Source organism: Mycobacterium shigaense (assembly GCF_002356315.1).
In the GTDB taxonomy this organism is placed as follows: domain Bacteria; phylum Actinomycetota; class Actinomycetes; order Mycobacteriales; family Mycobacteriaceae; genus Mycobacterium; species Mycobacterium shigaense.
Map to the genome: position 1 here is coordinate 3324966 of NZ_AP018164.1, position 24618 is coordinate 3349583.

Here is a 24618-nt window from a genome sequence, read left to right on the forward strand (position 1 = left end):
CGACTCTTGAGTGGGCGGGCGCGATACGGAGGAGGTTAAGGTTGGCGATGTCGACGACGGCCGCGAAGGCTGAAGAGCTGCCATTACGTGCCCAGCGGCTGCAACTTCAAGTCGGCGGGATGTCGTGCGCCGCCTGCGCCAACCGGGTCGAATCGGCGCTCAACAAGGTGCCCGGTGTTCGGGCCTCGGTCAACTTCGCCACTCGGGTGGCGACGATCGACGCAGGCACCGACATGACGGCGGCCGCATTGTGCGAAGTGATACAGCAAGCCGGCTTCGAAGCCGAGCTACGCGGCAGCGGCAGTCAAGACGCCCGCGATCCGGACGCCGATCACGCGCGCTACCTGATGCTCCGGTTGGCCGTCGCCGCCGTGCTGTTTGTGCCGCTGGCCGACCTGTCGGTGATGTTCGCCGTCGTGCCCAGCACCCGCTTCACCGGCTGGCAGTGGGCGCTAACCGCGCTGGCGCTCCCCGTGGTGACCTGGGCGGCGTGGCCTTTTCATCGCGTCGCGATACGCAACGCGCGCCACCGCGGCGCCTCGATGGAAACGCTCATTTCGGTGGGTATCACCGCAGCAACCGTTTGGTCGCTGTATACGGTCTTCGGCCATCACCACACGGCCGAGCGCAAGGGCATCTGGCAGGCGCTGCTCGGTAGCGACGCCATCTACTTCGAGGTCGCCGCGGGTGTCACGGTGTTCGTGCTGGCGGGACGATATTTCGAGGCTCGAGCCAAGTCCAGGGCGGGCAGCGCGTTGCGGGCCCTGGCCGCGCTCAGCGCGAAGGACGTCGCCGTGCTGCAGCCCGACGGGTCGGAAATGATCCTGCCGGCCGACGAACTCAAAGAGCAACACCGCTTCGTGGTGCGCCCGGGGCAGACGATCGCCGCGGACGGCCTGATCATCCAGGGGTCGGCCGCGGTGGATATGAGCGCGATGACGGGCGAGGCCAAACCAATTCGACTCGGGCCGGGCAACAACGTGGTAGGCGGCACGGTCGTGCTGGACGGCAGGCTGATCGTTGAGGCCGCCGCGGTGGGCGCGGATACCCAGTTCGCCGGCATGGTCCGTCTGGTCGAACAGGCGCAGGCACAGAAGGCCAACGCACAGCGCCTGGCTGACCGCATCGCCTCGGTGTTCGTCCCCTGTGTCTTCGCAGTGGCTGCGCTGACCGCCGCCGTCTGGCTGACCCTCGGGGGTGCACCGGACCGGGCGTTCTCGGCCGCGCTCGCCGTGCTCGTGATCGCGTGCCCATGTGCACTGGGACTGGCGACGCCGACCGCCATGATGGTCGCCTCCGGTCGCGGCGCCCAACTCGGGATCTTCCTCAAGGGCTACAAATCCCTGGAGATCACCCGCGCGGTGGACACCGTCGTGTTCGACAAGACCGGCACTCTGACGACGGGGCTGTTGCAGATCGGCGCAGTTGTGGCTGCTCCGGGATGGGACGCCGAGGAGGTACTCGCGTTAGCTGCGACGGTGGAAGCCGGTTCCGAGCACGCGATCGGGCTCGCGATCGCCGCATCGAAGACCGCGCTCGAACTGGTCGCCGACTTCCACGCAGTTCCCGGTCGCGGAGTCAGCGGTGTCGTCGGCGGTCGCACGGTGCGGGTCGGCAAACCGTCATGGATCACTTCCTCACCCGTACCGGAAACCATGGTCGCGGCCCGGCGTAACGCCGAAGCACGCGGTGAGACAGCGGTTTACGTGGAAGTCGATGACGAACCATGCGGAGTCATCGCGGTCGCCGACGCGGTAAAGGACTCCGCAGCCGATGCCGTGATCGCGCTACACAATCGCGGCCTGCGAACTATGCTCTTGACCGGCGACAGTCCGGCGTCGGCGGCCGCCGTTGCCGCCCGAGTCGGCATCGACGAGGTGATCGCCGAGATCCTTCCGGAGGGCAAGGTCGACGTCGTTGAGCAGCTGCGCGACCGTGGGCGCACCGTAGCGATGGTCGGTGACGGCATCAACGACGGACCCGCGCTCGCGTGCGCCGATTTGGGGATGGCGATTGGGCGCGGGACCGACGTCGCGATCGGCGCCGCCGACATCATTTTGGTTCGGGACAACCTACTCGTCGTGCCCCTGGCGCTCGACCTGGCCGCAGCGACGATGCGGACAATCAGGGTCAACTTGGTATGGGCATTCGGCTACAACATCGCGGCTATTCCCATTGCCGCCGCCGGATTTCTCAACCCGCTGGTCGCCGGTGCGGCCATGGCCTTCTCCTCGTTCTTCGTCGTGTCGAATAGCTTGCGGTTACGCAACTTTGGGACGATTCGGGACCAAGCTGAACCACCAAGCTGAACCACCAAGCTGAACCGCCACACCGGTCCGCACCCGACAGCTGACCGATACCCCGGCAAGAAAGGTCTTCCACACGTGACACAACAAACGTTTGCCGTCACCGGTCTGCGCTGCGGCGGGTGCGTGGACACGGTCAAACAAGTGCTGCTGAAACTCGACGGCGTGAAGGACGTGGACGTCACACTGCAAACCGCCGCGGCCTCTTCCGTCCGTATCGAGACAGACCGGCTTCTGGAACAGCAGCGCGTGCAGGAGGCGTTGGCGACCAAGGGCGACTTCCAGATCCAGCCCTGAAGGCAGCCCACGCCCGAACAGGTCCCTTTCGAACGGTCGTCCCCCGGGTGCACACTGGACGGGCAGCCGCCCGAAGCGGGCGGTCCGTCGCGCAAGCGCAGTTCACAATGCCTGGAAGAGAGACGAACATGACCCGGAAGGCCGGAGACCGCTACACGTGCAGCGAGTGCGGATCCACTCTCGTCTACGAGAAGGACTGTCCATGTTGCAGCGAGAGCGGCCACAATGAAGTCTGCTGTGACAAGCCCATGGAAAAGCAACCCGCCTGAATCGCCAGGATCCGCGCTCGTCCACGGATTCGTCTGGAAGATAAATTATTTCGCCGGGCGCACACTCCGGTCCCCGGACCGCGCACGCATGTCCGGCTGGGAACGTTCTATTGGTGTGAGGATGATTGCGAGCCAACCGACCGTTAACGCCACGGCGGTCAGGTCGGCAAAGACTAGCCAGGACAGTCCTATTCCGGTTGGCCCAGTGCGTACCCACCAGAAGGCCCCGATGCCGATCACCGCGGCCAGTCCACAGCCATGCGCCGCCGCGCAACACCAGCGGTAACGACTCAGTCGAACCGCCGCCGCTGAGATGACCGCCGATCCCAGGAGCGCGACGGCGGCGGCGGCGGGGACACGGTTGGCGGCGTACGGCAAGGCCTTGCCCGTCTCCTCGAGCCACCACACCGAGGCCGCCGCAGCCAACGCCGTTGCCAGTGCGGCCACCACCGCACGCCGGAGTCGCGAAATCGAAACCTCGTCGAGCACTTGGTTCTCGATCGCTTGCAACATCCGCCGGTGGCTGTCGAGTTTCGACTGATCGGTCAACCCGCACTCCCCTCGCCGGGCATGCCGTCGATACCCCCTAAATGGTCGGGTCGACGAGTGCCGCGGTTCCAAGATGGGGAAAACTCTCCTGCTCCGGCTTAATCGCTGTAGGCGGGCTGCCGAGCTAGCGGCTCAGTTCGGACAGGCGCGGTCGAGGTGCTGGCGGGTCGCGCCCGCACTCTGGTTGGCCACCAGAACCAACGGCCCAACAGTGCGGCAATCGACGGCGTCATGAAGGAGCGCACAATCAACGTGTCGAACAGTAAGCCCAGACCGATGGTGGTTCCCACCTGTCCTACAATCCTCAGATCGCTCACCAGCATTGACGCCATCGTGAACGCGAACACCAGGCCCGCGTTTGTTACCACCTTGCCGGTGCCGGCCATCGCGCGGATGATCCCAGTGTTCAGGCCCGCCCCGATTTCCTGCTTGAAGCGTGAGACCAAGAGCAGGTTGTAATCCGAGCCCACGGCCAACAGCACGATCACTGACATCGCCAGAACCAGCCAATGCAATGGAACGGCGAGAACGTGCTGCCACAGCAGCACGGACAGCCCGAACGAGGCGCCGAGGGAAACCGCTACGGTCCCGACGACGACCGCGGCCCCCACCAAGGCGCGGGTCAGGATCAGCATGATGGCGAAAATCAGGCAGAGCGACGCAATTCCCGCAATCATCAGATCCCATTTGGCGCCCTCAGAGATGTCTTTGAAAACTGCACCGATACCGGCCACGTAGATCTTCGCGTCTTCCAAGGGTGTTCCCTTGAGAGACTCTTCCGCTGCCGTTCTGATCTTGTCGATGCTTGAGATGCCCTCGGCCGACGCGGGGTCGCTCCGATGCAGGATGATGAGTCGAGCCGCGTGTCCGTCCGGCGATAGGAAGTTCTTCATCGCGCGCTTGAATTCGGAATTCTTGAACGCCTCGGGCGGGAGATAGAAATAGTTGTCGTTCTTTGCCGCATCGAAAGCATGCCCCATGGCGGTCGCGCTTTGGCCCATCTCATCCATTTGATCGAGAATCCCGGACATGGTGCTGTGCATGGTCAGCATCATCGTGCGGACACCTTCCATCGTGGTGATCATCGGCGGGAGCTGCGCGATCACCCGCGGCATGATCGCGTCGAACTGCGTGATATCACCAACCAGGATGTTGAGCTGCCCATCGATCTGGTCTAGACCGTCTACCGCGTCGAATAGCGAGCGGGTCGACCAGCAGACCGGGATGTCGTAGCAATGCCGTTCCCAGTAAAGGTAGCTACGAATCGGTCGCCAGGTGTCGTCAAAATCCGCGAGACGGTCGCGCAGTTCATCGGTGATTCTTCGCATCTGGACGGTGTCGCCGACAGTTCGGTGCGTGGTATCCGCCAGCTGCGTCATGAGGTCGTACATGCGACGCATCGTGGCCGTTGTCTGCGTCATGTCATCGGCCTGTTTCAGCAGGTCGTCCATCCGGTTGCGCTGGTACTTCAGATTCTGCAACTGACCGGCGTTCTGCATGCTGATTTGGAACGGGATGGAGGTGTGTTCCATAGGCGTTCCGTCAGGTCTGGTTATCGACTGCACCCGCGATATACCCGGAACTCGAAACACCCCCTTGGCCAGCTGGTCCAGCACGAGAAAGTCCGCCGGGTTTCGCATGTCGTGTTTCGACTCGATTAGCAGGATCTCCGGCTTCATCCGAGCCTGGGAGAAGTGCCGATCCGCTGCCCGGAAGCCCTGGTTTGCCGGGATCCAGCCGGGCAGATATGCCCGGTCGTCGTAACTGGGGCGGTAGCCCGGCAAGGTGATCAGACCCACGAGGCTGACAGCGCAGGTGACCCCGAGGATGGGTAAGGGCCAACGCACCACGGCGGTACCGATGCGCCGCCAGCCACGCACCTCGAGTCGGCGTTTGGGATCGAACACACCGAAGCGACCGGCGACTGTCAGAACGGCCGGGCCGAGGGTCAGCGCGACGATAACGCCTACCAGCATCCCCGCCGCGCACGGGACGCCCAAGGTTTGAAAGTAGGGCATCCGGGCGAAGCTCAGGCAGAATGTCGCACCCGCGATCGTCAGACCCGAGCCGAGAATGACATGCGCCGTCCCTCGGTACATGGTGTAAAAGGCCGCTTCCCTGCCTTCACCGGCCTGACGGGCCTCTTGATACCGGCCGACGATGAATATGCCGTAATCCGTCCCCGCGGCAATCGCCAGCGACGTAATCAGACTGACCGCAAAGGTGGAAAGCCCGACGATTCCGCTATGCGCCAGCAGCGCGACAGCTCCTCGCGTCACTGACAATTCAACGCCGACGGTGAGCAATAGCAGAACGACGGTGGCCAGCGACCGGTAGACGAACAGCAACATGATGGAGATCACCACGACGGTGGTCAGGGTGACTTTCACCATCGACCGGTCGCCGCTGGTTTGCAGATCTGTTGCCAGTGCGGCCGGCCCGGTGACGTAGCCCTTCACCCCCGGCGGCGGCTGAATGCCTTCCACGATTTTGCGGACCGCGTCGACCGATTCGTTGGCGAGCGACTGACCCTGGTTACCCGCGAGACTCACCTGGACGGTGGCGGCCATCGCGTCGTTGCTCTGCGCTCCTGGTGCCGTCAGCGGATCTGACCAGAGGTCTTGAACCCCCAACACGTGCGTGCGGTCGTCGCGTAACTTCCGAATCAGGTTGTCGTAGAACCGATGTGCGTCCTCCCCGAGCGGCTTGTCACTCTCCAGGACGACCAGCGCCACGCTGTCTGTTTCTCCTTCGTTGAAGGCATGACCGATGCGTTTGAGGGCCATCAACGAAGGTGCTTCCTTGGGGCTCAGCGAAACCGACCGCTGCTGTCCGACGATCTCCAACGGAGGAACGAGGACATTGAGAGCGACGAGAGCCGCGAGCCAGAACAAGATGATCGGCACGGCCAGGGTACGGATAATGCGTGCGATGGGTGTTGATTCGGCATCGCTCGAGCAGTCCGACGAGGACGGCGCCCTCGTCACGTGCAATTCACCAGGCGCTCGTAGTCCCTATTCCGCCATGGCGCAGAGGTTTTCGCCGCGGCCGCTCCACAGACGCGATTGCTGACGTTCAATGCCGCATGATCCAGCGCGCAAGTAACGTTGCGAATGCCCGGAAGGTCCTTAGCATGCTGGGTTTCTCGCGGACGGGCGAACGGTCGGCTTCGGTGATGCTTTCATCGCGCGGGCTCGCACCGTACCCGGCCTTGTGCACGGCATCACAGAGAGCGGCGGTGCTGATATCATTGTGCGCATCGATGGTGGCCACCCGGTTGGAGAGGTCGACCGATGCGTGCACTCCCTCGAGCGAATTCAGCTTCTTTTCCACTCGGCGCACACAGGCTCCGCACGACAAGCCAGTCAGGTCAAGTTGAACCCTTCGGCTACCTGACAACCCAGACTCTGGTGCAACCAGTTCCGTCAACGGCATACCTTCCTATCCGAACAGTGACGAGCGCCATCTTGTTAGTCGTTGAAACTGTGTGATGAGTTCCCAAGCTTCCAAAATCTGCGGCCGCCCGGCCGATCCCGCGGAGTTACGCAAAGCAGATCAACCGAATTCGACGAGCGTCGTGGGGGCACGCAGCGCTGCGAGTAGCGGCGCGCGGTAGAGCCATCGAGTAGCCGGCGGCAGTAACCTGCCGCGCCCCGGCGGCGCCGGCAGCTCGCGTACCGCACGGATGCCAGGGATGTCGCGTAGTTCGTCGTACTGCTTGGCGGTGAACCAGAATGGCATCGGGGGCGCCGTGTAGTGCTTGCTGAGCTTGATGCCGCGTCGCAGCGAATACGCACTCAAGAACCTGGGAACGCTGTCGAAGACCAACTGGCCACCGGGAAATCGTTTGGCGCACGCTCCGATCAGGTCGAACACGGCGTCGCGGTCCAGGTACTGAAACAGACCCTCGGCGGTGATCAACACCCCCCCAGCGGGGTCGACGTGGTCCATCCAAGAGTAATCGAACGCCGACTGGGCACAGTGGCGCAGTCGGTCCGACGCCGGAAGTAGCTGCTCGCGCAGCCGCACGATCGGCGGCAGGTCCACCGAAAGCCAGCTCAGCTCACCATTGTCGAGCCGCCAAAAGCTGGTCTGCAGTCCCTCGGCCAAAGCGACGACGGCGGCGCGTGGGTGCGCATCCAGGTATCGGCGAGCTGCATCGTCGAATGCCAACGCCCGCCAGGCCGTGACTTGATGGGTGCGGCCGAAGCGCTGGTAGTCGAAGTCAAGCCTGCGGTGCAGGGCGATGGCCATCGGGTCGTCGATGATGCCGTCGGGTCGGGCCGCCTCGGTCGCGCGCTGATGCAGTGTGAGAAGCGCGGTTTCGGAGATGCCGTCGAGATGTCGAGCGCCAATGACTCGCATGAGCTCAGGATCGTAGCGCAGGGTCCGCGAAGTCTTGACGTCCCATCCGTTCTCCTTCGGTCGTCGCGAGTTCCTGATGAACCGGCGTGCGCGCAGATGCTCCCATACAACCATCTTTCGGCGCCCTGGAACTTTTCGGCTCGTCTGCCCGACTACACACTGAGCACCCAACAACGTCTCTGTGCGTGCAGTCGCGTGCTGAATACCCCTGCAATGAAAGTAGAGTCGTGACGACCCCGATATGGATGGCGATGCCGCCCGAGGCGCACTCGGCGCTGCTGAGCGCGGGAGCCGGCCCGGGGCCATTGTTGGCCGCTGCCGCTCAATGGCAGGTGCTGAGCGATCAGTACGGCGAGACCGCCGTCGAGCTGGCCACATTGCTGGAAGGGGTGCACGCAAGCACCTGGGAGGGTCCCACCGCCGCCCAATATCTGGCCGCGCACGGTCCGTACCTGAGGTGGCTTGAGCAGGCTTCGATAGACAGCGCGGTCACTGCCGCACAGCACGAGACGGCCGCCGCGGCCTACACCAGTGCGCTTGCCGCCATGCCCACCCTGGTCGAGCTGGCCGCCAACCACATCGCCCACGGCGCGCTAGTCGCGACAAACTTCTTCGGTATCAACACGATTCCCATCACCATCAATGAAGCCGACTACGTGCGTATGTGGCTACAAGCCGCCGCCACCATGACGACTTACCAGGCTATCGCCCAGGCCGCGACCGCGGCGACACCATCCACCGGACCGGCGCCACACATCCTCGCCACCGAGGCCGAAACCCCAAGCGCACAGACCGGCTCCTCAGGCTCCATTTGGCAATGGCTCCAGGACATCCTGAACTTCCTCGCCCATCCGTTCAAATATTTTCAAGAATTCTTCCAGCGACTCGGCCTCCAGCCCGAGGTGGCGCTCTTGCTGGCGATCATCGCGCTGTTTCTTTACGACGTGCTGTGGTACCCGTACTACGCGTCCTACGCCTTGCTATTGCTTCCCTTTTTCGCTCCCGCGTTGTCCGCGTTGAGCGCCCTGATCTTACTGTTTGAGTTCCCGGACCTGAACTTCGATTTCGACCTAACGAATCCCGACCAAGCCGCGGCCACCGGCTCGGCCGAACCGAATATCGATGCTGGATTGGCACCCTCCGCGCCGGCCTCTTCCAGCCCGGGGACACAATCCACCAGCCCCGCGCCGGGCACACCATCCCCGGCCTCCGCCACCGTCGCCGCGCCCTCACCCGCCCTCAGCTACGCCGTCCCCGGCTTCGCGCCGCCTCCGATTAGCTTCGACCCCAAAGTTGGTGCGAAAGATCCGAATCCTGCAACCGGCACTCTCGGGGCGGCCACAGCGGCGGAAACGAGTGCTGCCGCGTCCCGAGCGTGCCGCAAAAAACGCCGCAAAGCCAGGTCCGGCGCGCGGGGCTACCGATACGAGTTCCTCGACGCGGTCGCCGAGACTAGCGACGGCAGCGATGCCGAAGCCGAACCCCAGGCCCACACGGCGAGCAGCCAGGGCGCCGGCACTCTCGGCTTCGCCGGAACTGTGCCGACAGATGATACGCAGGCCGCCGGACTGGTCCGCCTGTCGTCCGAAACGGCGGGCGTCACCATGCCGCTGGTTCCGAGCACCTGGGTCACCGACATCGACGAAATTCCGGGGACCAACGGGAGGCACAGCTAGACAACTCGATTCGACGTATCGACGACACACTTCCGTATACGCCAGTGCTATTTCGACTCAGGCATGTGGCCAGTTATGCAGTCCGTTATGCCACAACACTATTCCAAAGTAATAAGAAGGGCGGCCCATGGCACTCAATGTGAAAGGTAGCGGGCTCGGGGCGCAAGTCACGGGTATCGACCCTGCAAATCTGGACGACATCACCACGGACGAGATCCGCGACATCGTCTACGAGAACAAGCTCGTCATCCTCAAAGACGTCCACCCTTCGCCGGAAGAATTCATCACACTCGGCAAAATAATCGGCGAGATTGTCCCCTACTACGAGCCGATGTACCACCACAAGCAGCATCGGGAGATCTTCGTCTCCTCGACCGAAGAGGGTCAAGGTGTTCCGCGAACCGGGGCGTTCTGGCACATCGACTACGGGTTCATGCCGCAACCCATCGCCTTCAGCATGGTGCTGCCTCTCACAGTGCCAGGGCCCGACCGGGGGACCTACTTCATCGACCTGAACAGGGTGTGGGAGTCACTACCCGCCGAGAAGCAAGACCCCGTCCGTGGAACACTCAGCACCCACGATCCGCGACCGTATATCAAAATCCGCCCCGGTGACGTTCACAAACCCATCGGAGAAATTTGGGCCGAGTTCACCCGGACTACACCACCGATCAAGTGGCCCACTGTGATTCGGCACCCCAAGACGGGACTGGAAAGCCTTTACGTCTGCGTGACGGGTACCACGTCCATCGAGGACAAGGAGGGCAACTTCCTCGATCCAGCGGTGCTCCAGGAACTCCTGGAAGCAACGGGGCAACTCGATCCCGAATTCAAATCGCCGTTCATCCACACGCAGCACTACGACGTCGGCGACATCGTCCTGTGGGACAACCGCGTGCTGATGCACAGGGCGAAACACGGCACGGCTACCGGCACCCTGACGACGTACCGCCTCACCATGCTGGATGGCCTCAAGACACCGGGATACGCGGTATGAGCGCGCCGGAAGCGTTTCCCGCCGCTCATATCGCAACGGAGGGCGGCGAGGGCACCGTGCCTATCGCAGAAGAGCTCCTGAGTATGGTGCTGGAGCCCTACTCCTACAAGGGATGCCGTTATCTCGTTGACGCAGAGTACAAATCGACAGGAGATTCGGTTCTCGCATACGGAAGTTTTCGAATCGAACAGCCCGCTTACATCCGCAGCACGGGACACTTCAATGCAGTGGAATTGGTGATCTGCTTCAATCAACTCGCTTATGCCGCGTTCGCTCCGGCGATCATCAACCGCGAGCTCCCGATTGTCGATGGGTACTCGATCGCCGACTTCTTCGACAACCAGCTGCCCAGCATGCTGATCAGGAGTACGTCGTCGCAATTCAAGAAATCGATCAACGCGCAGAGTTTTTCGGCGCGCTTGTTGTGTGAGAACTTCCGCATCATCGAACGAACGCGGCGTTACCTCTCGATCCCCTGTTCCATCGAGTTCTGGGACCAGAGCGGCGGGGCGGCGTCCGGTCAGATCGAACTAGCGGTCCTCAATATCCCCTAACCCGTTGGGAAGAAGAACCTTAACGTCATGTCACAACTATCTCCCACCGTGCTGGGACGAGTCTTCGAGCAGGCCCGCCAGCGGCCCGAGGCAACCGCTCTGCGTCGCTGCGACGGCACCAGCCTACTGCGGTACGCGGATCTGATCGCAGAAGTGGAGAGAATTGCCACATTCCTTCGTGCGCAGTCGGTCTCGAGAGGGTCCCGGGTGCTCGTCGTCGCAGACAACGGGCCCGAGACCTACCTGTCGGTGCTGGCCTGTGCAAGGATCGGGGCGATCGCGGTCATGGCGGACGGCAATCTTCCGCCCGCCACCATCGATCGTTTCAGTCAGATCACCGAGCCGGGTGCGATTCTCGTTGCCCCCGGGAGTAGAATTGGACTTGCTTGTCTGCCCGAATCACTCCAATCGATTCCGGCGATCACGGTGGAGATAGCAGCCGGCATCAACGACACCGTAGCCGCCGTCGACGACGAATGGATGTCGGCAACAACACGGCTGGGCGCCGACGATCCGCTGGCAATGGTCTTCACCAGCGGCACCACCGGCGAACCAAAAGGCGTCCTGCTGGCCAATCGCACTTTTTCCGGCATTGCGGACCTGCTGCGGCAGGCCGACTTGACCTGGATCCGTTGGGTTTCCGGTGAGACCACCTACTCGCCCCTGCCCGCGACGCATATCGGCGGACTCTGGTGGATTCTCACGTGTTTGATGCATGGCGGCTTGTGTATCACCGGCGGGGAGAACACCACGTCCTTGTTGGAGATTCTCGATACGAACGCCGTCGAGACCACATGTCTGGTGCCGTTCCTTATATCAAAGCTCATCTCCGAAATGAAGACGGCCGGCAGGACGGTTCCGTCGCTGAAACTCCTGGGGTATGGCGGGTCGAGGGCGGTCGCAGCCGATATCCAATTCATGGAGGCGGCCGGCGTCCAGACCATCCAAGTGTACGGATTGAGCGAGACAGGTTGCACCGCATTGTGTCTACCGACCGATCCGGGCTCGATCTCGAAAATCGAGGAGGGCGCGGTCGGGCGTCCCTACCCCGGTGTGGACGTCTATCTGGCAGATCCGGCAGGCGGCGGGCCCACTGATCCGAGCGTCGGTCCGTCCGCCTCGTTCGGCACGCTGTGGATCAAATCGCCGGCAAACATGTTGGGATACTGGAACAATCCGGACCGCACCCGAGAGGTTCTGGTCGACGGGTGGGTGAACACCGGCGATCTTCTGGAGCTCAACGACGACGGCTTCTTTTACATCAAGGGCAGATCGTCGGAGATGATCATCTCCGGCGGTGTCAACATCGCGCCCAACGAGGTCGATCGCATCGCCGAGGATGTGCACGGCGTTCGGGAGGCAGCCTGCTACGAAATACCGGACCCAGAGTTCGGAGCGCTGGTGGGTCTGGCAGTGGTTGCTACGACGGAACTGGACGACTCGGGGGCGCGCAAGCTCAAGCAGGCGATCGCGGCCCGCTACCGCAGCGAGTCGGAATCGATGGCACGCCCGTCGACGATCGTGATCGTCGACAATATTCCACGGACGCCGTCGGGCAAGGTCATGCGAGTCTCGCTCGCCGCGTCGATCAGTGACGACAGCGCCGGCGCGGTGGCCCGTGCCTGACACGGTGCGCGAACGGGTCCTCGCTGCGGTGTATTCGGTGTTGTACATCGACGACGCCGATCTCGTCAACGGCGACACAACCGATCTCAGGGACCTCGGCCTGGACTCTGTTCGGTTCGTGCTGCTGATGAAAGAACTTGGCGTGGATCGCGAATCCGAACTACCGCTGCGATTGTCCGAAAGCCTGTCGGTCGACGGCTGGGTTCGGGAACTGGAAAAGTTCGAGCTGGAACGATCCCCGTGACCAAAGGTCAGATGAATCGCGTTGACCTCAGCAAATCGCAACAGAACATCTACAACGGAGTGATGCAGGACAGCGACCCCGCGCTGTACCTGATCGGCAAGAGCTATCGGTTCCGGCGACAGGAGTTATCCTCCTTCCTGACCGCGCTGAACGGCGCGATCTTCGAAAACCCGGTGCAGCTCTGCGTTCTCGAAGCGAGGGAGTCGTCGGCAGAGGCCGGTTATCCCGAGCTCGTGGCGCGGCTGCGGCCCGAGGACATCGTGCGTGTACGCCACGAAAGCCGGCACCGCCCGGACGACGCGATCGAGAGCACCTGGTCCACCGGCATCCTCGCCAAGCCGCTGGTGCGGCACACCGTGCGCACCGACGACGACGGCTATGTGTCGGGCCTCGACGTTCACACGCACCACATCCTGCTTGACGGCGGCGCAACCGCGATGATCGAAGCCGATCTGGCGCGCCACCTGTCGACAGATGCTCCGGCTGAGATTCCCTCTATCACAGAGGGAATGCTCAAGCTGGCACAGGCACATCGTCGCGAGGCCAGCAGGGTGGAGGAGTCGCGGCAGCGCCTCGCGGACGCCGTGCAACGTGAGCTTGCCGACCAGGCGCGGCAGAGCGTTCAAGGCTCGAACGACGCACCGCGGGCAGCCGCCAAGGGAGTTTTACAGGAGTCAACGCGGATCTCCGGCGGCGCCTACGACGCAATCGTCGCTCTCTCGGAGAGCCAGCGAGTGCCTCTGAACGTGCTGGTGGCTGCGGCGGCCGTCGCGGTCGACGCGAGCCTCCGGCAGAGCACCGAGGGCTTGCTGGTTTACCCGGTGGACAATCGGTTTGGCGATCCGGATCTGAGTGTGGCTACCTGCCTGGTGAATTCGGTCGCGCACGCGATCCGGTTTGCTCCGTTCGCGTCAGTGCGGGATGTCGTTCGGGACCTAGACCGGAGCTACGTCAAGGCCGTGCGACGTCGATGGCTCCGTGAGGAACATTTCCGCCGGATGTACATGGCGGTCAACCGCACCTCTCACGTGCAGACGCTGACGCTGAACTTCCTTCGCGAACCCTGCGCGCCCGGCCTTCGTCCGTTTTTGTCGGAGGCACCGATCGCAACGGACGTGGGGCCGGTCGACGGGATGACCGTGGCCTGCCTTCAGGACGAAGAACAGCGCACCCTCAGCGTGGCGATCTGGAACCGCGCAGACCTGCCGGCGAAAACGGCGGGAATCACACGCCGGATAGCGACGGCATTGGAATCGATGGCGGCGCTATGGGATAACCCGATCGCCATGGCCGTCGAGGAATGGATGTGCATCGGCGCGGACGGGGCACTCTGCCGCGACAACAACCCGCTGGAGACGACACACCCCGCGGCGTCGGCGTGGTTTCTAGACCCAGCAGGGGGCGTGCGCAGGACTCTGCAGAAACGCCCCCGCGTGTACTCCTGGATTGCGCTGCTGGTGCGCAGCGGTGCTCGGCCCGGCGACGTACTCGTCATCGCCGACGACGATACCGACAACACCGTCGACTTTTTGATCGCCTGTCACCTAACCGGCTGCGGCTACAGTGTGTGCGACACCGCGGACGAGATTGGTCCGCGAGCGGAAGCCATTGCCGCGCATCGCGATGGCGGCTTCGCACGGGTGATCGACGTGGCCGCTACCCGGCCCGCGCTGGTGGCCGACGAAGACCAACAGCTGCTGGCTGACCAGCGCATCGCGCAGGTGGCCCGAGATCCGCTGCTCGCCGGCAACACGGCGTACATCATGCCGACCTCGGGCTCTACGGGGCAGCCGAAGCTGGTGCAGGTCTCACACGGATCGCTTGCGGCGTTCTGTCAGGCGGTTGTTCGTGTCTACGGCTGGAAAGGACACGACACAGTCCTGCAGTGCGCCCCGTTGACGTCAGACATCAGCGCGGAGGAGATTTTCGGGGCCGCGACCTGTGGGGCGGCGTTGGTCCGATCCACGGCGATGCGAGTAGGCGACCTCACGGCGCTCGCGCGCGATCTCGTGGCCAACACGCCGACAATCGTCGACCTGCCGACTGCCGTGTGGCACCTGCTGTGCGAGGACGCGCATGCCATCGACGCAATCCGGCGCTCAAAACTTCGACAGGTCATTGTCGGCGGCGAGGCCATCCGTACCAGTGCCGTCGATGCGTGGATCGATTCCGGTGTTTCACAACGAGTCTCACTAATCTCGACCTATGGTCCGACCGAGACCACGGTCGTCGTCAGCTATTTACCGATCTGCCATGGCGGCGCCGCCCTCGAAGGCAGCGCCCGACGCAGGCTGGGCGCGCCGATGCTGCCCGGCACGGTGTTCGTCGCCTTTGGCGAAGTGGTCATCGTCGGGGATTTGGTGTGCGGTTATCTCGGGAGCCAGAGCGGCGGCTTCGGCACCGTGACCTTGGCGGACGGTTCGCAGCGCCATGCGTTCGCGACCGCCGACCGCGTGATCGACGACGACGGTTTCCCCGTCTTCGCGGGACGCAAAGACGCCATCGTCAAGGTATCTGGAAAGCGCATCGACATCGCAGAGGTAACACGTCGAATCCTCGGTGATCCTGCGGTGTTCGATGTCGCAGTGGAGCTTCACGACGGACGCCTCGGAGTGTGGTTCGAAAGCCAACTGACCCGGGCGGGCTCCGACGATCCCCCGCTGGCTTCACGCATCAGGTCGATTCTCGTAAGCGTCGGGGTCTCTTCGTTTTTCGTCATCGGTTTGACGAGTATCCCCAGGAAACCCAATGCGAAAATCGACAGCGACAAATTGCGCGCACAGCCCGAGTTTGCCGACACCGAGCAGATTGGTGCCGGCGCGAGGGAACGAGCGGCTGGTCTGACAAAGATCTGGAGCCGGCATCTCGGACGCGTTGTCCGGCCGGACGCATCGCTGCTCGAGGAGGGGATCGGCTCGTTGGACCTGATCAGAATCCTGCCGGATACCCGAAGCTATCTGGGCAGGCACCTGACGCTCCTGGATCTGATAAGTGCCGACTCCGCCGAACAGCTGGCCGCCAGTGCGGCCACGAGCGACGCATGGATGGATTCGGGCACCGCCGACGAGATCGGCCGCACCCTCGCCGCGTTGCGCCCACACGTCCCCGCGCCCAGACGCGCATCGAAATCCACCGGGCGGAAAGCAATCGTCGTGCTTGGAGCTTCGGGAATTCTTGGCACCGGTTTCGGGCAGGCAGTTTTGGACCTCAGGCGGTCAGGAGCCTTCAGGCGTGAAGTGGTTTTGGTGACGAGGTCACCGCTTCCTGAAACCGATCCGTGGACGTCGCTGCGCGATGTCGAAGGCGTCCGAATCGAACACGTCGCACCCGAATTCGGTACGACGGACGTCGATGGGCTGTTGCGGAGCGTCGGCGCGGAAACGGTCATCAACTGCATCGGCAATACCAATGTGCTTGTGCCCTATGGCCAATTGCAGCTGGCCAACGTCGAGTTTGTTTCCATGATTGCCCAGACATGCGCAAGTCTTGGTGCGAAGTTGGTGCACCTGTCGACGTTCGTCGTCAATGCGGAGGTCAACGCTGCACGCGTCATCGACCCCCGCGCGGCGCCATATCCCTACGCGGCATCCAAGTCGCTCGCGGAGCTGGTCGTCGCCGCCACCGGCGACCTCGACTTCGCCATCGCGCGGCTGCCACGAGTGCTTGGCCGCGCAGACCAGATCCACGACTCGGCCGACATCCTGGTGTCACTCGTCGATGCGTGCACCGCGCTGCACGCCTATCCCACGGTGACGCTGACCGAGGAGGTCACCACGGGCTTGGCGGCGGCAAACGCCGTCCTGGGCCTGTTGGCAGAGTCGGCAGGCGGAGCCGAACTGGGACGCGAAATCACTGCGGTGCGCGGTGCGGTGGTGCCCTACGCCGAGTTTCTCAGCGAGTTCGCCGCGGAAGACCTCGATCCTTTCGAGTGGAAATACCGGCTGGACCAGAGCGACTGGGCGAAAAACAATCCGCGAAGGTGGTCGGTGGTTGACGGGTGGATCACCCTGGGCATGCGACTCGGGGGGCGCCCCTATGCGGAGTATCTGGCCAACTACCCGAGCATCGCCGTCGATGCCGTATCGGTCGCCGACCTCGATGCGAACCCCTACCCGCTGTCGGTGCGCGCGCTGCTCGCCCAATGCGTCGCGGTACGAGACCTATCGGCGCCGGCTACGTGACAGCTCGCGCAGCATGGCGTTGTAGGCATCGAGATCGTCGTCTGCATAACCCGAGTCGGCATGGCGGTCCGAACGCGCCGCCGCCCGGCGATCCTCACGGGCCCACTGGGCAACCAGAGCGACGACCACCAACACCACCGGCAGTTCGCTGGAACCCCAGGCGATCGCCCCACCGAGATGTTGGTCGCCGCTGAGGCTCGACAGCCACGGCAGGCCGAGGTAGCGGTAGTACAGGCCGCCGATCACTGAGGTCATCGTCATGGTCGCGATGCCGAAGAACGCATGGAAAGGCATCACCGCGAACAGCAATCCGAGCCGGCCCAGAAACGGGAGCTTGCGGGGTCCGGGGTCGATACCGATGATGCCCCAGAAGAACAGGTAGCCGACCAGCAAGAAGTGCGTGCTCATCAGCTCGTGGCCCCAGTGGTAGCGGACCAGGGTGTCAAAGAGCGGGGTGAAGTACACCAGGTAAAGCGAGGCCACAAATAGCACGAAGGCCGTGATGGGATGTGCGAGGAAGGCCGTCACCTTCGAATGCACCAGCCACAGCAACCATTCTCGCAAGCCGGGCGGTTGGCCTTGGCCGGCCGGCGGCAGAGCGCGCAATGCCAGGGTCACCGGCCCCCCGAGCACCAGCAACGCCGGCACGAACATGTTCAACGTCATGTGTTCGGCCATGTGCACGCTGAACATCGCCGATCCGTAGGCCCTTACCCCGGAGCCGCTGGTGAAGACCAAGACCAGGCATCCCGCCAGCCAGGCGACCAAGCGTCCGACCGGCCAATGGTCTCCGCGTCGGCGCAGGCGGAGAAACCCGAGCCCGTAGGCCACAGCCAAGGTCACCGCGCCCGTGCCGAGGAAGGTGTCGAACCGCCAAAAGGTCAAGATCATCAGCACATTCGGCGGTCCCGGCAGCGTATAGCCGAGGAAAACGTCCCATGTCGTAAACCGATGCGTAAGCAGTCGCGGCGCGGTCTGCGTCGCCATGGACGAAATCAGCGCGACAACCCCGATCATGCACACCGCTTGGATACTGTTGCGGGAAAAGGAGTTCGGCATCGTACGAGCACGCGCGCTCCCCAGTGCTGCGAGATCGGCGAGCCACACCAGGACCAGCACGACGGCAGCGGCGATGCCTGCACGACCGTAGCCCGTCCCGGCGAGGTCCCCAGGATTCGTCAGCGTCAGCAGCAGCAGTGCGCCATAACCGAGACTGACTGCTCCGCAGACTGTTTCAATGGTCAGCACGCGTCGCGCAAGGGCGCCGGCGGGCGGACTGACCACCGCGGCTGCTTTGATTCCCGTCAACGCTGCGACGGCGACGACGAACACGATGGCTGCACTCGTCGCATAGTCGTGGTCGGGCCCTTGCCCGGCGTTACCGCTCACGGGCACGGCGAGCACTCCGATCACGGCCGGCAACAACAGCATGAATTGCGGGACCCAACGGACGGAGATCCGAACGCCGACCGCAACGACGAGGGCCGCAACGGTGACAACGATCCAGGCCCTCGACATCTCGGACGCAAGAATCGCGTCGCCTAACGCAGCACCGGCGAGTAGCCGCGGCGCCGCAACGCCGGCATTGCTGGCCGCCTGAACGACCACCATTACTGCCGCCGCAACCGCCCAGATCACCGACAAGCGCTCGATTATCAAGTGAATGCGGAACGCACGTTCATCGATGACGCCGTGGGTGTTGGGGCACGCGGTGACCACCATGTGGAGCAGTCCACCGAAGCAGACTGCCGCGGCCAAGGTTGCGATGAAGTAGCCGAGCGGCTCGGCCGCCGCGATTGCGGCTCCCGGATACGCCTCGCCGCTAGCCAGGTACCGACGGTCGCCACCTGTGAGCGCATAGCAGCACAGACCGATCAGCGCGGTCAGACAGCCCGCAGCTAACGACTGCCAGGGCCAACGTCGGTCCGCCGGATCCGACGGACCTGTCTGGCTCGACTGCACTGTCGCCGCGACCTTTCGCCCAAAAGCTGGTGTGATACCGCCAGTCTACGATCCGTCGTCGTAGACGAGCCGTGTCCCCGGAACTTTTGACCGATCGGTACCGACTAATGCACATGGACCACCATGTCTGTCCGGCCGGCTCAGCGAAACCACCCGATGCGGGGGACAACGTTGGCGTCCCTGAGCGGATCCACTACCGGTGATCCACAACACCGTCCTGCGGTGGATCGTTACGGTGCTGTTCGTATTGAGCGCCGCAAAATGTCTGTTCGCGGTCGCCACCGGCCCTCGTGCATGGACACCAACTGTGCGCGAAGTGCTGCACCTCGTCATGTCGGTCGCGATGGTGATTATGGTCTGGCCCTGGGGCATGACGCTACCCACGGCCGCTCCCCTGGTGTTCTTTCTGCTTGCCGCCGCCTGGTTCGCAGCGACCGCCGTCAAGGTCGCCCATCACCGCAGCCTCGACAGCTACCACGCCCTGATGATGTTGGCGATGGCGTGGATGTATGCCTTGATGAACGGCACTTTGCTTCCCGGTCAAACCGGCACACCCAACGGCTCGGACAATGTCAAACCGCCGCACGCAAGCATGCCGGACATGAGCATGCCCGGGATGGACATGCCCGATATGCCCGCCGCGTCGTCGAGCAATGGGCATCCCGCGTCGATCGACGCAGTGAACTGGCTTTGCGCAATAGGCTTCGGGGTCGCCGCCGCCTGGTGGGTCTATCGATACCTCGCTATGCGGAAAACGGAGCCGACATCGTCCTTCTATCGATTGACCGGGTCGGTAACCCAGGCGATGATGGCAGCTGGCATGGCCATCATGTTTGCCATGATTTTGTAATGACCCGCTAAGCCGTGGATCCGTCGGTCGGCCATAAATGGCCGCGCCGCCGTCCGCGGGATGCGTTGTGCGGCAACACGATATCGGGTTCGTTCTCGATCCCGTCCGATGTCGGCCGGGATGTCGGATGACGCCGCCAGACGAGGACCGCCATGGCGGCCCCGACCGCCACCGGGACATGGGTCAGCAACCGAACGATCGTGACGTTGCCCGAGAGCTCATCAACGATCACGTAACCTGTCAGAACACCGACGAATACCGTGAGAACGCCTGCGAGGCCTGCCGCGGCACCCGGCCACAGTGCCGCGCCCACCATCATCACACCGAGTGCAACCGACCACGATGTGGACTCGTTGAGCAGGTGGTGCCCGGAATTAGCGTGGTCGTGCGCCAATCCGACACTCAGCCCAAGCCCCTGCACTATCGCCAGCGCAACCTGCGCGATACCCGCGCACACCAGGGCCCAACGCGGCCAGGTCAGCTTGGGTGGTCGCTTCGTCATCACTCCCCCGATCGCAAAAGGACGCGGGCGCGCCAGATCCGGCCGAGACCGCGCCAGCCGGCGCAGACCGTGCGCATCCGTGGCCACGTGGTCAAACCAATTTTGGCACTCGGCACACCCGAGGACGTGCTCGTCGACTCGGGCAGAGGGCACCGGTTCTCGTTCGCCATCGAGTCGTGCCGACAACGCTTCACGGGCTAGCTCACAATCCACGCCCATATAATCGCGCAATTGCTTCGAACGTTCCCTTTTAGTTCCCAAAGCGCCGTGCGGAATCGGATCATGTGCGCCATGCTGACGGCCTCGTGTCCAGGTGGACGGCACGAGAAGCTCAAATCCCCGACCGTGAACGTCGGCGGCCGCGACGTTGGCAGCCCCCCAGCGCCCAAATCATGCCTCCGGCATCGCTTTAGCGCTTCTTGACCAGTCCACCCGGTGGACTTTCGTCGACGCCGCTGAGGATCAGCTCGCGCACAGCGGGACGCGGTCCGTACGGTCGCAGCATGGTGCTGGCCGGCCGCGGACGCACGTGCTGCGGCCACCAGAACCAGCGCCCGAGCAAGGTGGCCAGCGACGGTGTCATGAACGACCGCACGATCAGGGTGTCGAACAACAGGCCCAGCGCGATCGTCGTACCCACCTGTGCCATCACCCGCAGCGGGCTGAAGGCGAACGTGGCCATGGTGGCGGCGAACACCAGCCCGGCGGCGGTCACCACCGAGCCCGAACCGGCCATCGCGCGGATCGTCCCCGTCTTGAGCCCGGCGTGGATTTCCTCCTTGAACCGCGATATCAGCAGCAGGTTGTAGTCCGAGCCGACCGCCAGCAGCAGGATGACCGCCATCGCCAGCACCATCCAGTGCAACTTGATCCCCAAGATGTACTGCCACAGGAGCACGGAGAGCCCGAACGAGGCGCCGAGCGACAGCAACACCGTACCGACGATCACACAGGCCGCGACGACGCTTCGAGTGATCACCAACATGATGACGAAAATCAGTGTGGCCGCGGCAATTCCGGCGATCAGCAGGTCGATGTTGGAGCCGTCGTGCATATCCTTGTACGTCGCAGCGGTACCGCCGAGGTAGACGTTGGCGCCCTCCCAGGGCGTACCCTTGATCGCCTCGTGCACGGCCTGCTTGATCGGCTCGATATGGCTGACGCCTTCGGGAGTCGCCGGGTCGCCCTCATGCGAGATGATCAACCGGACCGCATGCCCGTCCGGGGAGATGAACTGTTTGAGACCCCGGGCGAAATCCGGGCTCTTGAACGCCTCCGGCGGAAGGTAGAACGTGTCGTCGTTCTTCGATTTGTCGAAGGCATCGCCCTGCGCGGTGGCGTTGTCGGCCTGCGCTTTCGCCTGGTCGTTGAGACCCTTGGTGGTCGCGTAGTTCGACATGATGGTGTCGAGGTTGCGCTGCTGGCTCTCGATCTGCGGGGGTATCAACGCGACCAGCTTGGGCTGGATCTGGTCCAGCTTGTCGAGATTCGCGCTGAGGTTCACGATGTTCTCGGCGATCTGGTCGATGCCGTCGAGTGCGTTGAAGATCGATCGGAGTGCCCAGCAGACCGGGATGTCGTAGCAGTGCTTCTCCCAGTAGAAGTAGCTGCGGATCGGCCGCAGGAAGTCATCGAAGTTGGCGATTTGATCGCGCAACGACTCGGTGATCTTCACGGTTTCCTTGGTGAGCCTGGTGGTTTCGTGCGTGGTGTTGCTGAGGTCTTGGGTGACCTGCATCTGCTCACGCAGCGTCGCCATCGTCTTCGTCAGCTCGGCCGCCTGTTTCAGTAGGTTGTTCGCTTGCTCGTCCTGATAGTGCTCGGTCTGGATTCGGCCCGCGGCCTGTGCGCCCATCTGAAAGCCGAGGGTGCTGTGGTCGAGCGGCGTGCCCAACGGCCGGGTGATGGTCTGCACTCGACCGATGCCGGGGATGTGGAAGACCGCCTTGGCGACCTTGTCCAGGACGATGAAGTCGGCCGGGTTGCGCAGGTCGTGATCCGTCTCGATCATCAACAGCTCGGGATTGAGCCGAGCCTGGTTGAAGTGCCGGTCGGCAGCCGCATAACCGACGTTGGCCGGGGTGTCGGCCGGCAGGAAGTGGCGGGTGTCGTAATCCGTCTTGTAGCCGGGCAAAGCGAGCAGGCCGACCAGCGCGGCGGCGATCGTCACCGCGAGAACCGGTGCGGGCCAGCGGACGATGGCGGTGCCGATGCGTCGCCAGCCCCGAGTCTGCAGCTGTCGCTTGGGGTCCAGCAGCTTGAAGAACGATGCCACGGTGAGGATCGCCGGGGCCAGGGTCAAGGCCGCGAGCACCGCGACCAGCATGCCGACGGCGCAGGGGACGCCGAGTGACGAAAAATACGGCAACCGGCAGAAGCTCAGGCAGTACATCGCGCCGGCGATGGTGAGCCCCGAACCCAGCACGACATGGGCCGTGCTGTGGAACATCGTGTAGAACGCTTTGACGCGGTCTTCGCCGAGACCGCGGGCCTCGTGGTAACGGCCGACCACAAAGATCGCGTAGTCCGTTCCGGCGGCGATCGCCATCAGCACGAGCATGTTGTTGGCGAACGTCGAAAGGCCCATGATCCCGTAGTTTCCGAGCGTCGCAACGACACCGCGGGCCGCGGCCAACTCGATGAAGACCATGAGCAGCATGATCAGCATGGTGATCACCGACCGGTAGACGAACAGCAGCATCACGATGATCACCAGGAAAGTGACCATGGTGACCTTTGCGACGCCCTTCTCACCCGCGTGGGACTGATCGGCAAACAGCGGACCCGCCCCGGTGACGTAAGCCTTGATTCCGGGCGGCGCCGGCACCGATTCGACGATTTTGCGGACGGCGTCCGTAGATTCGCCGGATTTGGCGCTGCCCATGTTGCCGGCGAGGTAGACCTGGACGTACGCGGCCTTCTGGTCGTGGCTCTGGGAGCCGGCCGCGGTCAGCGGATCACTCCAGAAATCCTGGATGTGCTGAACGTGTTTCTTGTCCTGCTCGAGTCGCTTGACGATCTCGTCGTAGTAGCGATGCGCCTCGGCCCCCAGGGGCTTGTCGCCCTCCAGCAGAATCATTGCCGAACTGTCGGTATCGAACTCCTTGAACGTCGATCCGACATGCATCATCGACTGGAACGACACCGCGTCCCTGGGACTCTGCGACACCGACTGCCTCTTGGAGACGACCTCCAGCTGCGGAGAGATGGTGTTGGTGACGAAGACGACGCCCAGCCACACCACAACGATCGGCAACGCGAGCCGGTGGATCATCCGCGGCAGGAACGGCGGGATCAGCGGCTGATCAACGCGCGGCGCAACCTCGGTGGGCTCGCTCATGCGGACTTGTCCAGGCAGTAGACGAAGGCATTGACGTTCTCGTTGGAGGGCGATTGATTAGCACCCTTGATCACCGCACCGCGCCCGTCGTGGTTGTCCACGACGAAGTGGCAGGCGATCCAACTGCCGTCTCCTTGCGCTACCAGGTTTGCCGGGATGCCGGGCTTCGTCGACTTCAATACTGTGCTCCAGGGCAAGGGGACGTTGAGGGCCTGCTGCGGATGGGAGTTCTCGTCGAGGTAGTTGATGGTCGCCGTGCTGCCCGGCGAGCCCCAGACCTCGAGCGTGATCGTCTTGGCGTTGAACTGGTCGAGCACGTCGCCGTTTACGCCACCGCCGAACGAACCCGCGTGGACGCCGAAGATGCCGTGCAGCCGGTAAACCATGAAACCCGATAGGGCGACGACGGCGGCAATGGTGAGGACGAGCCAGAACCGGCTGAACAGCCCTTTTTTCTTGGCGCGCTCCGGACGGGGTTTTTCCGCGCTGCTCGGGGGACCCTGGGACGCTAGCGATTCTTTCCATGGCTCGGTGGTCGTCATGGGCGCTTTCCTAACCAGGGGTGAAGGCTTCTCAACCAGTTAGCTCGGAGATAATCTTAGCCACTCTAAACTACGGCGAGATGATCTCGGGCTTCTCCCGCCGTCGGCAGCAGCCGCGCGTCGGTGCCCGCAGCGACGGCGCGCCGGGCGTGGACGCGGTTGTCATTGGCGAGACTCGTTCGGAAGTGTTGGGCGGCAGTGTGTTTGGCGTCGTGGCAGGTCTGGTCGATGACGGTGTCGCCGCCATGGGCGTTGGTGGGCGCGGACGGTATCGAACCGCCGACCGCTGGTGTGTAAAACCAGAGCTCTACCACTGAGCTACGCGCCCCTGAAACCAAACGGACCCGCAGGAGGTTAC

Annotated in this window: 17 protein-coding genes and 1 tRNA gene; 9 read left to right on the plus strand and 9 right to left on the minus strand. The window is 63.4% G+C overall.

Annotated elements, in window-relative coordinates:
• The first annotated feature begins 47 nt into the window (after positions 1-47).
• Both MSG_RS15610 and MSG_RS15615 read left to right on the plus strand, forming a co-directional pair.
• Complete coding sequence (locus MSG_RS15610; protein ID WP_096440995.1) at positions 48-2309, plus strand: heavy metal translocating P-type ATPase; 2262 nt, start codon at positions 48-50, stop codon at positions 2307-2309.
• A gap of 75 nt (positions 2310-2384) precedes the next feature.
• Positions 2385-2603: a heavy-metal-associated domain-containing protein gene (locus MSG_RS15615; RefSeq protein ID WP_096440997.1), complete on the plus strand. Its 219-nt coding sequence runs from the start codon at positions 2385-2387 to the stop codon at positions 2601-2603.
• Positions 2604-2917: 314 nt separating this feature from the next.
• On the opposite strand, the gene MSG_RS15620 is transcribed toward MSG_RS15615, so the two are convergent.
• The 4 genes from MSG_RS15620 to MSG_RS15635 form a co-directional block, all read right to left on the minus strand.
• Positions 2918-3421, minus strand: a complete 504-nt coding sequence (locus MSG_RS15620; protein WP_096440999.1) for a hypothetical protein — start codon at positions 3419-3421, stop codon at positions 2918-2920.
• A gap of 98 nt (positions 3422-3519) precedes the next feature.
• Complete coding sequence (locus MSG_RS15625; RefSeq protein ID WP_096441001.1) at positions 3520-6408, minus strand: MMPL/RND family transporter; 2889 nt, start codon at positions 6406-6408, stop codon at positions 3520-3522.
• Between the two features lie 88 nt (positions 6409-6496).
• Complete coding sequence (locus MSG_RS15630) at positions 6497-6856, minus strand: cation transporter (RefSeq protein WP_096441003.1); 360 nt, start codon at positions 6854-6856, stop codon at positions 6497-6499.
• Positions 6857-6976: 120 nt separating this feature from the next.
• Entirely contained in the window at positions 6977-7786 is an 810-nt protein-coding gene (locus MSG_RS15635) for a class I SAM-dependent methyltransferase (RefSeq protein ID WP_096444581.1), read from the minus strand.
• Between the two features lie 245 nt (positions 7787-8031).
• Between MSG_RS15635 and MSG_RS15640 the strand changes: the two genes are divergently transcribed.
• The 6 genes from MSG_RS15640 (at position 8032) to MSG_RS15665 (ending at position 17064) form a co-directional block, all read left to right on the plus strand.
• Positions 8032-9462 carry a PPE domain-containing protein gene (locus MSG_RS15640; RefSeq protein WP_096441005.1) on the plus strand — a complete coding sequence of 477 codons (1431 nt, stop codon included), beginning with the start codon at positions 8032-8034 and terminating at the stop codon, positions 9460-9462.
• Positions 9463-9589: 127 nt separating this feature from the next.
• Positions 9590-10459, plus strand: a complete 870-nt coding sequence (gene scoE / locus MSG_RS15645; protein ID WP_096441007.1) for a (3R)-3-[(carboxymethyl)amino]fatty acid oxygenase/decarboxylase — start codon at positions 9590-9592, stop codon at positions 10457-10459.
• Positions 10456-11013: an FcoT family thioesterase gene (locus tag MSG_RS15650; RefSeq protein ID WP_096441009.1), complete on the plus strand. Its 558-nt coding sequence runs from the start codon at positions 10456-10458 to the stop codon at positions 11011-11013. The genes scoE and MSG_RS15650 overlap by 4 nt, the downstream gene beginning before the upstream one ends.
• 27 nt (positions 11014-11040) lie before the next feature.
• Positions 11041-12639, plus strand: a complete 1599-nt coding sequence (fadD10, locus tag MSG_RS15655) for a fatty acid--CoA ligase FadD10 (RefSeq protein WP_096441011.1) — start codon at positions 11041-11043, stop codon at positions 12637-12639.
• 4 nt (positions 12640-12643) lie between these two features.
• On the plus strand, positions 12644-12883 hold the full coding sequence (locus MSG_RS15660) for an acyl carrier protein (RefSeq protein WP_096444582.1): 240 nt from the start codon (positions 12644-12646) through the stop codon (positions 12881-12883).
• Positions 12884-12894: 11 nt separating this feature from the next.
• Positions 12895-17064, plus strand: coding sequence for an AMP-binding protein (locus tag MSG_RS15665; protein ID WP_096444583.1), 4170 nt, complete (start codon positions 12895-12897; stop codon positions 17062-17064).
• Here the strand turns inward: MSG_RS15665 and MSG_RS15670 are convergent.
• Positions 17044-18786: a cytochrome c oxidase assembly protein gene (locus tag MSG_RS15670; RefSeq protein WP_408632012.1), complete on the minus strand. Its 1743-nt coding sequence runs from the start codon at positions 18784-18786 to the stop codon at positions 17044-17046. The genes MSG_RS15665 and MSG_RS15670 overlap by 21 nt on opposite strands.
• Positions 18787-19225: 439 nt before the next feature.
• Here MSG_RS15670 and MSG_RS15675 point away from each other — a divergent pair, with 439 nt between their 5' ends.
• A complete protein-coding gene (locus tag MSG_RS15675) occupies positions 19226-19876 on the plus strand; it encodes a DUF5134 domain-containing protein (protein WP_096441015.1) in 651 nt (216 codons plus the stop codon).
• 7 nt (positions 19877-19883) lie between these two features.
• On the opposite strand, the gene MSG_RS15680 is transcribed toward MSG_RS15675, so the two are convergent.
• From MSG_RS15680 to MSG_RS15695, 4 genes are all read right to left on the minus strand, one after another.
• Positions 19884-20591: a zf-HC2 domain-containing protein gene (locus tag MSG_RS15680; protein WP_170063199.1), complete on the minus strand. Its 708-nt coding sequence runs from the start codon at positions 20589-20591 to the stop codon at positions 19884-19886.
• 196 nt (positions 20592-20787) lie between these two features.
• Positions 20788-23718 (minus strand): MMPL/RND family transporter, encoded by a 2931-nt coding sequence (locus MSG_RS15685; protein ID WP_096441017.1) that lies wholly within the window; start codon positions 23716-23718, stop codon positions 20788-20790.
• Complete coding sequence (locus MSG_RS15690; protein WP_096441019.1) at positions 23715-24260, minus strand: MmpS family transport accessory protein; 546 nt, start codon at positions 24258-24260, stop codon at positions 23715-23717. The genes MSG_RS15685 and MSG_RS15690 overlap by 4 nt, the downstream gene beginning before the upstream one ends.
• 253 nt (positions 24261-24513) lie before the next feature.
• Positions 24514-24588, minus strand: a tRNA-Val gene (locus MSG_RS15695).
• Positions 24589-24618 lie beyond the last annotated feature (30 nt).

Bases quoted from the DNA above. Each gene is read 5' to 3' on its own strand.
- MSG_RS15685 (WP_096441017.1), bottom strand. From the start codon at position 23,718: ATGAGCGAGCCCACCGAGGTTGCGCCGCGCGTTGATCAGCCGCTGATC.
- MSG_RS15650 (WP_096441009.1), top strand. From the start codon at position 10,456: ATGAGCGCGCCGGAAGCGTTTCCCGCCGCTCATATCGCAACGGAGGGC.
- MSG_RS15635 (WP_096444581.1), bottom strand. From the start codon at position 7,786: ATGCGAGTCATTGGCGCTCGACATCTCGACGGCATCTCCGAAACCGCG.
- MSG_RS15665 (WP_096444583.1), top strand. From the start codon at position 12,895: ATGAATCGCGTTGACCTCAGCAAATCGCAACAGAACATCTACAACGGA.
- MSG_RS15610 (WP_096440995.1), top strand. From the start codon at position 48: ATGTCGACGACGGCCGCGAAGGCTGAAGAGCTGCCATTACGTGCCCAG.
- MSG_RS15690 (WP_096441019.1), bottom strand. From the start codon at position 24,260: ATGACGACCACCGAGCCATGGAAAGAATCGCTAGCGTCCCAGGGTCCC.
- fadD10 (WP_096441011.1), top strand. From the start codon at position 11,041: ATGTCACAACTATCTCCCACCGTGCTGGGACGAGTCTTCGAGCAGGCC.
- MSG_RS15640 (WP_096441005.1), top strand. From the start codon at position 8,032: ATGGCGATGCCGCCCGAGGCGCACTCGGCGCTGCTGAGCGCGGGAGCC.
- MSG_RS15670 (WP_408632012.1), bottom strand. From the start codon at position 18,786: ATGGTGGTCACCGCGTGCCCCAACACCCACGGCGTCATCGATGAACGT.
- MSG_RS15630 (WP_096441003.1), bottom strand. From the start codon at position 6,856: ATGCCGTTGACGGAACTGGTTGCACCAGAGTCTGGGTTGTCAGGTAGC.
- scoE (WP_096441007.1), top strand. From the start codon at position 9,590: ATGGCACTCAATGTGAAAGGTAGCGGGCTCGGGGCGCAAGTCACGGGT.